This window comes from Vibrio sp. QJM3NY_15 (genome assembly GCF_057785995.1).
Genome location: NZ_CM173517.1, coordinates 2,191,587 through 2,204,291, shown reverse-complemented (window position 1 = coordinate 2,204,291; position 12,705 = coordinate 2,191,587). Strand labels below are relative to the sequence as shown.

Sequence of the window (12,705 nt, the reverse complement as noted above, 5' to 3'; positions counted from 1 at the left end):
TTTTAGTATCTAAAATTTGTGCTTACTAGCTAGCTTTCTAGTATGTGATTAGTCGACTAATCAATTAGTCCGTAATCGGCACGAAGTACATCAATGATTTCTTGCTTCGGATTGTCGCTTAATACAATCTCACCACCGGTGATTTTCGATGCGATATCAAGGTAAGTACGAGAAAGAGACATCAATGCATCCAAAGGAAGTTCATTGTCACGAGCTAATGCTTCACGTTCTGGCATGCGTTCTTTGTTCAAAAGAATATCCGCGTCAGGGAAGTAGTTAAGTAAGAACTGGCGGAATCCTTCTTTAGAATTCTCAACGATGTTGCCCTTGCTGTACTCTTGAGTATCCCAAATACGAGATGAATCTGGCGTACCCACTTCATCCATGTAGATAAGCTTTTCTTTGCCTTGAGCATCGTTCACGTACCCGAACTCAAATTTCGTATCGACAAAGGTTTGATCGACTTTTGCTAGCGCTTGGCTAATTACGTTGAAGCCTTCTTTTAGAAGTTTCTCGTAATGCGCAATGTCACTTGCTTGAGTAAAGTTGAACGCTGCGAAGTTGTCTTCGATGTTGTTGCGAGTGATGTTCACATCATCCGCTTCTGGAACGCCAGGAATCCCTTTCAAAATCCCTTTTGTCGAAGGCGTGATCAGTAGCTCAGGTAATTTCTTGTCTTTCTCAAGGCCTTCAGGCATCTCGATACCGCAGAATTCACGTTCGCCGTTCGCGTATGCACGCCACATAGAGCCTGTGATGTATTGACGACAAATCGCTTCGATCATGACTGGGCGAGCTTTTTGTACAATCCATACGAATGGATGAGGGATATCAAGAATGTGACTGTCAGCAAGGCCGTTGTCTTTAAACAATTTGAACCAGTGGTTAGAGATAGCATTCAGAGCCGCTCCCTTACCTGGAACACCTTTAAGATTACCTTCACCACGCCAAATACAATCAAACGCAGAGATACGGTCACTGATCACCATGATGGCTAAAGGCGCATCGGGCGCTACATTGTAGCCTTTCTCTTTAATTAGTCGTTGGCTATCTTCTTCAGTTAACCAGTAGACCGAACGAACCTTGCCACTGTGGACAGGTTTATCAGTACGGATTGGTAGGTCATCATTTACGGCAAGAACTTGATCAGCAAGGCTCATTTAGACATTCCTATCTTTTATCAAACGTCATACAGAGAAGTGCGGTGTGCACATGATTAGACGGGCATTATACCCAATCTACTATTTGCTTCCAGATAAAAAGCAAACGATTGCTAAATCTATTGATCAAATAAAAACCCCCGCCTAACTATTCGCTAGAAAATTGGCAAATTGTAGGGCAGGGGAAGGCAGTCTGTTGGGCTGTGTTTTGGGGCTATGCTGTTACGTTAACTTAAGTTTGTGAGTTAAATTGTTAAGCGAGGTTGGCTTAATGAATACGCTCTGAAGTTTCATCCATGAAGAACACTTCGCATTGAAAGCGTTGGCCTAACGTTCTTAGGTATTGTTGGCTGAATGAGTCGATCGACGTACTCGCAACGATTGCGCTTGCGTTTCCTGAGCGTATTGCTTTCTCGACTGTCTCTACTTCATTCATTTGGTTCGACGCTTTCATATGGATAACACGCTCGCAGCAAACATTGTGTTGCTTAAGCTGCTTAGCAGATGGTCTTGGCGTTTGAGCAGTAAACAGCAGCCATTGATGTTGATTGGACAGCAACGCCATTCTTGCGAACAACGCTTCCTCGTTTGAGTTTTTGCTTTTACGAGAAACTGATGTAAATGCGCAGTGAACTAGCGGGCTAGAGTGTTGGGCTTTAACGTGTGCTTGAATCATTTTGCTGTCCTTATATACATGCTGTATGTGTATACAGTAGTTTTTGTTGCTTATAAGATCAAGCGGTTTTTGCGGGATTATTGGTCGTTTTATTGCAGGTAAGTAAGGGGGTGCTGTTTAAGTTGTTGATACTTATTGTTAAATTAAATTCGACTGATTTTTATATTTTGTCTCATAAATTGAAGAAATGTGATTTCTATACAGGTGTATACAGTGGTTTTTTCAGAAAAGTACTGTATATACCTGTATAGAAGATAAGAAGATAAGAAGATAAGAAGATAAGAAGATAAGAAGATAAGAAGATAAGAAGATAAGAAGATAAGAAGATAAACCCCAGATACAAAAAAAGCGCCTTAGGCGCTTTCTTATATTTCAACGGTGTTACTTATCTCAGTGTTGCTTGGGAGAGTTTTGTTCTCATTTCCATTTCACCAATATTGAACTGGCGAACATCAATGGTTGCAATATCATTGCACTCTTTACATGCATGATGACACTTACCATCTAGGTAGTCGTGCTTTTTTACTAGGCTTGGCTTTTTGCACCAATCACAAACGCCTTCTATTGTGAACATATTTTCTCCTCACCTGTTTAAGTCAGGTGTATTTTCGGCGCAAATTATGACACAAGTAAGACCCATTAGTTAATAGTTTGTTACCCGTTTTTGAGAGGGGGATCGATTGCAACACTAATAAAATCGGTATCTTTGCGATCTTGGAAAATGAATATGTGTAGTTGTTTACGGTTTTGTAACATTTTGTAAAATGGTTTTTAGCGCATTGTTCAAACGTTTCATTTCTTCGTCACATCCATGACCGTCAGGGTGATAGATTTTAGAGAGTTGTTTGTATCGAATCTTAATGCTTTTTTGGTCAGGAATAGATCTAGGTGTGTAGCCAAAGAGAGCACAGGCCACTTGCAAAGCATTCAGACCTTTGTTGTTTTTCTGCTTCTTCAATTCGTTGTAGATGGTTTGAAGCTGACGCTTTTGCTGCTTAATGGTGAAGTCTTTCGCACTAAGTTGTGCTTCAAGTGTCTGTTGCTGCTGATTCAACTCACCAGATTTCAGGCCTTGTCGCTTTCGCGAGATAACCAGAATCGCGCTGATACTCACTATTGCAATCAAAACGGCCAGCACTGCGCCAATCATATAGTCAGAGCTTGTTAGATTAGAGTGTGTCGCTTGGTCTCTAGAAGTTAGTGTCGAAGGGAAGGTAGTTGGTGGATTTGTATTGGCTTCTGCACTGACGTTGTCATTGAGCTGCTCAATCGAAGAGATTTGCTTGGCACGCTGTTGGTTGAACTGTGCTTCCAGAACGCGATTGTAGCCATCTTCTGCATCAGGATTGTTTTTTAAAGCTGCTTCATACCATAGCTGCGCTGCATCTAACGGTTGCAGTAGATCTTTATCAAGTGAGGACTCATAGATCTTGGCTACTTCTAGAGGCGCTTGCTTGTTACCTTTCAATGCCGCTTTGATGAACCATTCTAAGGCGAGTTTGTTATCTTGCTCCACGCTTGTTCCCGCCAAGTACCATTCGCCAAGTCTAAACTGCGCATCTGCATTGCCGCTGTCCGCTGATTGCGAATACCAATAGAATGCGTCATCGATGTTTTTAGGCACGTCAGCACCCAGCTCATACGATTGGGCTAATCGATACTGAGACGTTGAGTCTTGAGGTTGTGGATCCAATGAGAGTTCACTGCTGCTTTTCGCATGAACGAAATGTGGGGCGAACAATTGTATCGTGGAAAAGACTAGGGCTAGAAATAGAGTTCTAAGAAGTGACGATGACCAGAAGTTGGATAAGATAAGCAAAAGATAAGTCTCGTAAAAAAGCCCAGTGCCGATGTATCAGTATGAATACGCTATGTGGCTGAGTGTTAAGTCGTAACGCTTAAAATAAGCCATACGACTGACAAGCAACTATATAGTGGTTAATTCAATAGATAAAGGTAACTGGGCTTTAATCGTGCTACTTCAGCGGCAAGATTTGAATTTCTACGCGACGGTTACAAGCACGACCTTGAGACGTGTTGTTGTCACATAGAGGGTAGCGTTCACCGTTACCACGAGCAATAGCACGGCCTGCAGCGACATCTTGAGAAATCAAGAATGCACGAACAGATTCAGCGCGACGCTCAGAAAGGATTTGGTTCGATGATTCGCTGCCAGTGCTGTCAGTGTGACCTTCGATCACTAGGCTCGTGTCTGGGTATTCAACTAAGATACGAGCAACACCGCGAAGTGTGTTGTGAATGCTTGATTCTAAAGCGTAAGAGCTTGATTCGAAGCCAATGCCGTTTTCTAGACGAAGTAGAAGCTGGTTCTCACCAACACGCTCTACTTGAACGCCAGAGTTCATTAGCTCTTCGCGAAGTGCTGCTTCTTGTCGGTCAAAGTAGTAACCAATACCACCGCCAACAGCTGCACCACCTGCCGCACCAATCAGTGCGCGTTTACCACGATCTTTAGAGTTGTCACCAGTAGCAGCACCAGCAACGGCACCAGCGATTGCACCAATTAGAGCGCCTTGAGTTGCAGAGTTAGTCTCAGATTCGCCAGTTGTAGCGTTTTGGCGTTGAGTTGCCTGACAACCCGTTAAAGCGACAGTAAGCGCTAGGGCTAGTGTGATTTTTTTCAACGTATTTCTCCATCATGTACTTCTGTCAAACATATAAGTAACGAATGACAACAATTAGTCCTGTAAGTCTTAATGATGGTTTTTATCAATACGCTGAAGCAATGTAAAGTGGCACTATGATTTAGTTATCTTTTTAACTGCTTGGGCACCGCCAACTGGACGATTAACAGACAACTTGCGACCTTTCTTCAAACCAACTTCGTAGTCTGCGGTGAGGTTTTTCATCGCTTCTCTTAGTTGTTGTTTGAAGGTTTCACGGTCAATATTTTCAAATTCTTTATCAATATAGTTATTGATTTTGTTGTTTGACTCGTCGTCCGGGGTAATGGTTGGCAACTTTTCAAGCGCACCTTCTACCCAGCCAGAAACGTAAGAATTTACGCGACGAGTGACTTCGAGTGAACCTGTCCCTGATCCTGCAAAGCTGTTTCTGAATTGGCCAGTATGCTCGTTCAATTCACGATAAATGATGTCGAAAGCGAAGGCAGCGAAGATCGCGCGGTCAGCTTCGCCAATGAATTCCACACGCTTAAGGCCTTTGTGGTTCAGTAACACGGCTTCTACGCCAAACTTAGTGTTGATACCACGAATAACGCGCAACAGAGTAGAGCTGATGTTTGCCGGCAACAGGTGACTGGATTGAGTTTTCCCCATTTTGATAAATTCAATATCGTCTTTCTCGAGACCATATTTCAGCATCAAGTTATGCGCCATCTTTATTGCATTGGCCGCTTCGTTGACGTTCGCTGAATTTCCAAGCTCAAGACACTTGGCTATTTTCTTTAGGGCTTTTTTCTTATCCATCGACTACTTAATCATTACCGCAAATTTTGAAAAGTCCGACATTTTACATGTTTTGTCAGATAACAGAAAGCCCAAACTGGCTTGGATCGTATTAAAAGGGCTCTGATGCAAGTGTGGAAGGCGATGTAGAGGGGCAATAAAAAACGCCATCAAGAGCATTGATGGCGTTAGTGACACAATTTGTCATTATGGCTAGAGCTTTAGCAAACTAGATCCCAAGTTCATCGAGTAGATCTGCTGCTGCATCGTTACCTGAGCTTTGTGCTGGTTTGTTCGCTTCTTGCATTTTTTTCTGAGTCGCTTCAAGAATGCTATCTGGACATTCGTCTTCAGCGATTTCAAATTCTTCCAATTGGATGAATTCTGTCTTATCCATTGCAAGCTCAAGATAGAAGATGTTGTTGTTTGCAGTCGAGAAAGTCACACGACGAGCTTGTGGACGATCAAGGTTAGTATCAACAGAAAGGTTAACTTGCTTGTTCAGTGCGAGCATTTTCGGTTGGTTCTGCGTGATGTTAGTTTGCAGTTCTTTACGAATTTTGTTCGTGAAATCACCAACCAACTGGTTCATTAATTCGCCCAAAACATCGCCCACTTCGTCAGACGTGTGAAGTACCGCGAGCTCATCTTCTGGCATGCCCATGTTACGCATGTAATTGGTATAGATCTCTAGCGCCGCTTTAGACGTAAAATTAATTACAACAAGACCAGAAAAGCCGCCGTCAAATAAAACGAAGCAACCAAAATCTGGTTTAAGACTGGTCTTGTTAATCTTTTGCACCATAGCTGAATAGGACACCTGAGAAGCCGTCGCTGAAGTGAGTACGCTTGATACTGATTGGCATAGCTTAAGAAGAATATCTTCAGTTGTGACTGTTTTGTTTTTTTTCATTGTTATGTGCTCATGGAGATGTCTTAAACAAAATGTTATTCAGTATATTGCGACTGAATTAAGACGAAAGTGACTATTTCTCCATTCTTGCATTCAGATTCTGATTTGATCATCTTTTTATATGATCTTAATAGTAGTAAAGTGACGAAATTCAAAGAAAATTACTAAAAATCTCAGATAACCCAATGCTGATAGGATCAGCGAAGTAGGGGCAGGAAGCAAATGTTACCAAGACTTCAACTCAATGCTGATGTCGATCCAGTTGTCGTACGCTTTTTAGATGAACTAAAAATAGCGGGCTTTACTGGCGACATTGAGTCTCAATATTCGAGCCGTTTGGCCGTGGCGACTGATAACAGTGTGTACCAGCAATTGCCGCAGGCGGTCATTCTTCCCAAGACAACAAACGATGTTGTTTTGATCGGTAAAGTGGGTGCTCAGTCTGCTTACGAACGAGTGACTTTTTCCCCTCGTGGTGGCGGTACCGGAACCAACGGTCAATCCTTGACGAAAGGTGTCGTGGTTGACATGTCACGCCACATGAATAACGTTCTTGAAATTAACGAAAAAGAGGGCTGGGTGAGAGTTCAGTCTGGTGTCGTTAAAGACCAATTGAACGATGCTGTGCGTCCCTACGGCTACTTTTTCTCTCCCGACCTTTCAACTAGTAACCGAGCAACCTTAGGTGGCATGGTCAATACCGATGCTTCTGGCCAAGGGTCTTTGAAATACGGCAAAACCTCTGATCATGTGTTGTCATTGCAAGCCGTCTTCGCAGATGGTTCATGTCTCGAATCCGATTTATCACACGGTTTGCCTGCTGAAGGTGAATTTGCTCACCATGCACTTGCAGTAACTGAAGCCGTTTGTCGAGACAAGCGCGCTCAAATCCTCAATAAATTCCCTCCGTTAAACCGCTTCCTTACAGGCTACGACCTGAAGAATGCGATCAACGAAGAAGATGACAGCTTTGACCTGACTCGTGTCCTATGTGGCGCAGAGGGTTCATTAGCATTCATTACGGAAGCAAAGCTGAACCTCACGCCGATTCCGAAAGCGCGCACATTGGTTAACGTGAAATACAACACGTTTGATTCTGCGCTGCGTAATGCGCCGTTCATGGTCGAAGCGAAAGCGCTGTCTGTAGAAACGGTGGATTCAAGAGTATTGAACCTAGCGAAGCAAGACATCGTTTGGCACACCGTGAGCGATTTGTTGATGGATGTTCCAAATAAAGAGATGCTTGGCATCAACATGGTTGAGTTTGCAGGCCAAGATGAAGCGGAAGTTGAACAACAAGTTCAAGCGTTGACTGCACAGCTTGAAAGCATGGTAGAAACCGAAGAAGCGGGTGTGATTGGCTTCCAAGTGTGCAGCGATTTAGCGAGCATTGGCCGAATCTACAACATGCGTAAAAAAGCGGTGGGTCTGTTAGGTGCGGCGAAAGGCCGAGCTAAGCCGGTCGCTTTTGCTGAAGATACCTGTGTACCACCAGAAAACTTGGCGGATTTCATCTCTGAATTTAGAGTATTACTCGATTCAAAACAGTTGAACTACGGCATGTTTGGTCACGTTGATGCGGGCGTATTACACGTTCGTCCGGCACTTGATCTGTGTGACCCGATGCAAGAAGCACTGATGCACGAAGTCTCTGATGAAGTGGTTAAGCTGGTGGCGAAATACGGCGGCTTGATGTGGGGTGAGCACGGTAAAGGTTTCCGTTCTGAGTATGGCCCTGACTTCTTTGGTGAAGAGCTGTTTACTGAGTTAAGACGTGTTAAAGCGGCGTTTGACCCGCACAACAAGATGAACCCAGGCAAGATCTGTACGCCATTGGAAAGTGACGCTGAATTGGTGAAAGTCACCGATACTAAGCGTGGCTTCTATGACCGTCAGATCGACGTACAAGTTCGTGATAGCTTCAAACAAGCGATGGAATGTAACGGTAACGGCTTGTGCTTCAACTACGATACTAGCTCGCCAATGTGCCCTTCGATGAAAGTCACGGCTGATCGTCGTCATTCGCCAAAAGGCCGCGCAGGCTTAGTGAGAGAGTGGTTGCGTCAGTTAACGGAACAAGGCGTCGATATTCTCGATTTAGAGCAAGAAGCGCTGAAGGACAATACTCCGGTTAAAACCATGGTGGAACGTGTTCGTAATACAATGAACAAACGCCATGAATACGATTTCTCGCATGAAGTTCACGAAGCGATGAACGGTTGTCTTGCGTGTAAAGCGTGTGCGAGCCAGTGTCCGATTAAAGTCGATGTGCCGAGTTTCCGTTCTCGATTCTTGAATATCTATTACTCACGTTACCAACGCCCAGCAAAAGACTATTTAGTCGCTAACATTGAAACCATGCTGCCGTTAATGGCGAAAGCGCCAAAGGTTGTTAACGCTGCCTTGGGTCAAAAGTGGATACAAACCGCAACGGCTAAAACGGTCGGTTATGTCGATGCACCATTGATGTCGGTGCCTACGCTAAAAAATCGTCTGGCGAGCAAAGAGCTGCAACTCTTCGATCTTCAATATCTAGAAGGGCTCTCTTCTGAGCAGAAGAAACAGCACGTGTTGATCGTTCAAGACCCGTTTACTAGCTTCTATGATGCAGAGGTAGTTGAAGACTTCGTCACTCTGGCTCAAAAGCTTGGTAAAACTCCGGTATTACTGCCATTTAAACCAAATGGTAAAGCACTCCACATTAAAGGCTTCTTAAGTCGTTTTGCGCGTGAAGCGAAATCAACATCGGATTTCTTGTCAATGGTTGCTGATATCGGTATACCTTTGGTGGGTGTTGATCCTGCTCTTGTACTTTGTTACCGCGATGAATACGTTGAGATCTTGGCTGACAAGCGTGGAGACTTTGATGTACTGACTGTGCATGAATGGTTAATGCCATCGTTGGGTGAGTTTGAGGCTCGTTCCGCAAGTGAAGAGATGTGGTACTTGTTCGCTCACTGTACTGAGAAGACCAAAATGCCGAACGCTGAAAAAGAGTGGGGCGCTATCTTCAAACACTTTGGTGCTGCGTTAACCAGCGTTCCTGTCGGCTGTTGTGGCATGGCGGGCACCTTCGGGCACGAAGTCGATAAGCTACAAATGTCGAAAGATATATACGGTCTAAGTTGGAAGCCAAGGATGCAAGACTTACCGAAAGAGCGTTGCTTAGTGACGGGTTATTCCTGTCGAAGCCAAGTGAAGCGTTTTGAGGGTGAGAAGCTTGCCCACCCATTACAGGCGCTCGCAAAAATTCTTTAATACATTTAGCCCAGCAATTGCTGGGCTTTTTTCTAAACTAACAATGGAATTGTTAATAAGGAAAGCTATGAGATTTCTAGAGTTAAAAATACCACCCGTTGCACTATTCATTATTGTATTCATGGCCTCGTACTTCTGTGCTCAGCAGTTGAGCCAAGGAACATTGACACTGCCTTATGGAATGGCTGTGCTCGGTATCGGGATTGTATTGAGTGGCGTTATTGGAGTATCAGGCATATGGGAGTTTCGTAAACAGAAAACCACCGTTAATCCGATCAAAGTCGAAACCGCCTCTGCTGTCGTTGACAGTGGAATCTTTGGCTACACGCGAAACCCAATGTATCTAGGGCTATTTATCCTACTGTTTTGCTTTGGCTACTTCTTCCAAAACTTATTCAGTGTTTTGTTCAGTTTTGTATTCGTAATTTACATGAATCAGTTCCAAATTAAGCCAGAAGAACGCGCTCTAGAGCAATTATTCGGTGCGGAATATGTTGATTACAAACAAAAGGTTAGACGCTGGATCTGATGTGCATTCAGATACAATCAAGCAATTAGATAATAATCATTATCGTTTGGTTGATCTATATCACAAATTAATGTGTTTTAGGTTTCATATTGATTTCTTATAAAATAGTCTGCGCTTCATTATTAAAATGAATAAAGGCTAGGTAATGAAAATTGTTCAGGCGAAATGGTTGTCGCTAGGTGTCTGTGTAGTGAGTCTGTCTTCAACGTCGGTGTTGGCAGATGTTTCAGCTCGAATTATAAACGGTAAAGAAGCAACACAAGGAAATTGGCCATTTATGGCTGCGCTAGTCTCAAGAAACGTGAACGCTTATGACGGTCAGTTTTGTGGTGCGAGCTTCATTGGCGAGAGATATGTCCTCACTGCTGCTCACTGCGTGGACGATAATGGTCGTGAAGATCTCGATGTGGTGATTGGCGTATCCAACCTTTCTGCTTCTCAAGCGGCACAACATAGATACGCTGTTGAGAATATTTATTTACATCAATACTATAACTATAAAACGAACGACAGTGATATAGCGATTATCGAGCTTGTAGATAAGCCATCGGAGTCAGTGGTGAATCTCGTTGATGGCTACGTTCGCGATAACCTCAATGATGGTCAGATGCTAACGGTAATGGGTTGGGGAGATCAGGACCCATCAGATGGTTCCCTATCCAAGAGTGAACTGTATCAGGTGGATGTTCCTTTAGTTAATCAGTATGAATGTAGTCGTGTCTATGGCGTTGTTGGCAGTGATGCATTCTGTGCGGGTTACAGGGACGGTGGTTATGACTCTTGTCAGGGTGACAGTGGTGGTCCAATCGTTTTGTCGACAAATGGAAAATATGAGCAACTGGGCATTGTAAGTTGGGGTGACGGTTGTGCAAAGGCCAACGCTTACGGAGTCTATACCAATATTAGTTACTTTGATGATTGGATTAATGAACAGAAAGCGGGGTTTAGTTATCGTCAAATGGAAATGCTAGGTGCAAGATTATTGGCGCCTGTCTCACATACTTTTGAATTTACCAACAAGTCTGATCAAAATATCGAAGTAAATCATGTTTCTCCTGTACCTTATTACGACACCGTTATAACGGACAACGGATGTAGCACTTTAACAGCAGGGCAAAGCTGTGAAGTTGTGGTGAGTTACGACCTAAACTCAATAGGTGAACATGAATTTGGTATTAATGTTGACACTGATTTATTGTTAGGCACGGTTACTTCAACGGCTTCAGTTATAGGGGCGAGATCTGTAACGAATACTGTGAACTCTTATGTCAGCATACCAAACAGTGGTGTCTACAGCACACAAGCGTGGGGTATCGAAGGAGCAACAATCGTCTCTCCATCAATAGGTAATAGTGAATCGACAATGTTGGTTGTTGAGGGTATCCCTACAGGTACGGTCTCTTTCGATATTACATTATCGTCTGAACTGGATCATGATTACGTTAAGTTCTATCTCAACGGAGAAGAATTCGACAAAGAATCGGGTGAGCTTGCTGGCTCGGTGAACCTACCGTTGGTTCGAGATACTAATAATAGTTTTATGATTAAATATGTGAAAGATTGGTTTGGTTCTGATGGGGACGACAGAGTTACGATTACAAACTTTGCGTATACCGATGAGATAAAGATATCTAAGTCTGAGGGCACGCAGAACGCAAAAAGCTCAGGCGGCGGCAGCGGTGGTTCACTGTCTTGGCATTGGTTACTCGTCCTTTTCGGTGGTTTGATTGTACGAAAGTTACCTTCGGCACTGAAGTTCAAAAAGTAACCAGTACAAATATAATTTGATGGTTAAAAACTAAAAAGCCCAGCTTGAGGATATCAAGCTGGGCTTTATTGATCTTATTCTAGAGCTTATTTACATCGAGATATGTAAATAAGGATGTTGATTAAGCGGCAGCTGCGAACTGAGCTAGAAACATCTCTTTACGTTCGTTGAAGCGGTTTACTAGGTCGTCGACAGAAGCTTGGTCGTATGGCTTAAGACCACTTGCTACCATGCGTTTCACGCCTTTACCTACCACTTCGCCGTCTTCTCTGAAATCGAAGTTCAGTGTCACGATGCCACGCTTGCCTTCAACATCAAAAGTCGCACCTGAGAATTCAACTTCTGGGTGAGACAGGTCTAGACGAGTAAATTCAACTTCCATGCTCTCGTAAATTACAAGAGGGCGTTGGCAGTTGATCATCATCTGTTGCTCTTCCATAAGAGGAACCATGATGTGTGGGAAGTTCATACCAGAGAACTTAACGTAGTTTGTTACTACGTGTTCGATGAATGCTTGATCGTGGCTCTTTTCACCTTCACAAGACATGTGTAGGTACTCTTTGCCTTTCTCGTCAACCAGTGAGCTTTCTTTCTCACACTTGTTGTCAACGCTTAGCGCAATACCGTTACCCACCATACCTGAAAAATCAAAACGCATTTTTTGGCTGATACCTTCTTTTTGCAGAAGTACTGCAAACAAAAGATCGCCAGGCACGCAGAAGCGTTTGTTGTCTTCATCGTGAATTGGGTTGAAGTCAGCGGCTACTTTTTTAGCAAAGTGGCTAGCCTGTTCACGAGTGAATTGAAATTGATTGTCTTCAGTAGAAAAGTAAGGTGTCAGAAACATAGTATCGCTATTAGTCATCAAATCTGGGGTGGATTATAGCTAACTAACTTCGTTCTAATGGTCTATCCAGTTAACTTTGCTTATATATCAGTCGATTAGATAAATACGTTGGATGGTATGTGACGA

Annotated in this window: 11 protein-coding genes; 3 read left to right on the top strand and 8 right to left on the bottom strand. The window is 43.4% G+C overall.

Going from position 1 to position 12,705, the window contains the following annotated elements:
• Positions 1 to 56: 56 nt before the first annotated feature.
• The 7 genes from AC3CKG_RS09840 to AC3CKG_RS09810 form a co-directional block, all read right to left on the bottom strand.
• The gene (locus AC3CKG_RS09840) at positions 57 to 1,160 is read right to left on the bottom strand and encodes a phosphoribosylaminoimidazolesuccinocarboxamide synthase (protein ID WP_488528275.1); all 1,104 of its coding nucleotides are present in this window, start codon (positions 1,158 to 1,160) and stop codon (positions 57 to 59) included.
• 268 nt (positions 1,161 to 1,428) lie between these two features.
• Positions 1,429 to 1,836 (bottom strand): SulA-like leucine-rich domain-containing protein, encoded by a 408-nt coding sequence (locus tag AC3CKG_RS09835; protein ID WP_102311473.1) that lies wholly within the window; start codon positions 1,834 to 1,836, stop codon positions 1,429 to 1,431.
• 385 nt (positions 1,837 to 2,221) lie between these two features.
• Positions 2,222 to 2,410 (bottom strand): hypothetical protein, encoded by a 189-nt coding sequence (locus AC3CKG_RS09830; protein WP_017078672.1) that lies wholly within the window; start codon positions 2,408 to 2,410, stop codon positions 2,222 to 2,224.
• A gap of 165 nt (positions 2,411 to 2,575) precedes the next feature.
• Positions 2,576 to 3,655, bottom strand: a complete 1,080-nt coding sequence (locus AC3CKG_RS09825; protein ID WP_488528274.1) for a tetratricopeptide repeat protein — start codon at positions 3,653 to 3,655, stop codon at positions 2,576 to 2,578.
• Positions 3,656 to 3,812: 157 nt separating this feature from the next.
• Positions 3,813 to 4,481: a YiaD family glycine zipper/OmpA-like lipoprotein gene (locus tag AC3CKG_RS09820; RefSeq protein ID WP_065111151.1), complete on the bottom strand. Its 669-nt coding sequence runs from the start codon at positions 4,479 to 4,481 to the stop codon at positions 3,813 to 3,815.
• Between the two features lie 114 nt (positions 4,482 to 4,595).
• Positions 4,596 to 5,285: a DUF2786 domain-containing protein gene (locus tag AC3CKG_RS09815; protein WP_029223537.1), complete on the bottom strand. Its 690-nt coding sequence runs from the start codon at positions 5,283 to 5,285 to the stop codon at positions 4,596 to 4,598.
• A gap of 208 nt (positions 5,286 to 5,493) precedes the next feature.
• Positions 5,494 to 6,177 (bottom strand): DUF3334 family protein, encoded by a 684-nt coding sequence (locus AC3CKG_RS09810; RefSeq protein ID WP_017106717.1) that lies wholly within the window; start codon positions 6,175 to 6,177, stop codon positions 5,494 to 5,496.
• A 222-nt stretch (positions 6,178 to 6,399) separates the two neighbouring features.
• On the opposite strand from AC3CKG_RS09810, the gene ydiJ reads away from it, so the two are divergent.
• The 3 genes from ydiJ to AC3CKG_RS09795 all read left to right on the top strand — a co-directional run bounded on the left by ydiJ (position 6,400) and on the right by AC3CKG_RS09795 (position 11,732).
• On the top strand, positions 6,400 to 9,435 hold the full coding sequence (ydiJ, locus tag AC3CKG_RS09805; RefSeq protein WP_488528273.1) for a D-2-hydroxyglutarate dehydrogenase YdiJ: 3,036 nt from the start codon (positions 6,400 to 6,402) through the stop codon (positions 9,433 to 9,435).
• A gap of 67 nt (positions 9,436 to 9,502) precedes the next feature.
• Positions 9,503 to 9,964 (top strand): methyltransferase family protein, encoded by a 462-nt coding sequence (locus tag AC3CKG_RS09800; RefSeq protein WP_102351061.1) that lies wholly within the window; start codon positions 9,503 to 9,505, stop codon positions 9,962 to 9,964.
• 151 nt (positions 9,965 to 10,115) lie between these two features.
• The gene (locus AC3CKG_RS09795; protein WP_488529245.1) at positions 10,116 to 11,732 is read left to right on the top strand and encodes a trypsin-like serine protease; all 1,617 of its coding nucleotides are present in this window, start codon (positions 10,116 to 10,118) and stop codon (positions 11,730 to 11,732) included.
• Positions 11,733 to 11,853: 121 nt separating this feature from the next.
• Here AC3CKG_RS09795 and AC3CKG_RS09790 read toward each other — a convergent pair whose 3' ends face one another.
• Positions 11,854 to 12,579, bottom strand: coding sequence for a DUF3581 domain-containing protein (locus tag AC3CKG_RS09790; protein ID WP_065111155.1), 726 nt, complete (start codon positions 12,577 to 12,579; stop codon positions 11,854 to 11,856).
• Positions 12,580 to 12,705: the final 126 nt, after the last annotated feature.

Bases quoted from the DNA above. Each gene is read 5' to 3' on its own strand.
- AC3CKG_RS09840 (WP_488528275.1), bottom strand. From the start codon at position 1,160: ATGAGCCTTGCTGATCAAGTTCTTGCCGTAAATGATGACCTACCAATC.
- AC3CKG_RS09835 (WP_102311473.1), bottom strand. From the start codon at position 1,836: ATGATTCAAGCACACGTTAAAGCCCAACACTCTAGCCCGCTAGTTCAC.
- AC3CKG_RS09830 (WP_017078672.1), bottom strand. From the start codon at position 2,410: ATGTTCACAATAGAAGGCGTTTGTGATTGGTGCAAAAAGCCAAGCCTA.
- AC3CKG_RS09815 (WP_029223537.1), bottom strand. From the start codon at position 5,285: ATGGATAAGAAAAAAGCCCTAAAGAAAATAGCCAAGTGTCTTGAGCTT.
- AC3CKG_RS09810 (WP_017106717.1), bottom strand. From the start codon at position 6,177: ATGAAAAAAAACAAAACAGTCACAACTGAAGATATTCTTCTTAAGCTA.
- ydiJ (WP_488528273.1), top strand. From the start codon at position 6,400: ATGTTACCAAGACTTCAACTCAATGCTGATGTCGATCCAGTTGTCGTA.
- AC3CKG_RS09800 (WP_102351061.1), top strand. From the start codon at position 9,503: ATGAGATTTCTAGAGTTAAAAATACCACCCGTTGCACTATTCATTATT.
- AC3CKG_RS09790 (WP_065111155.1), bottom strand. From the start codon at position 12,579: ATGTTTCTGACACCTTACTTTTCTACTGAAGACAATCAATTTCAATTC.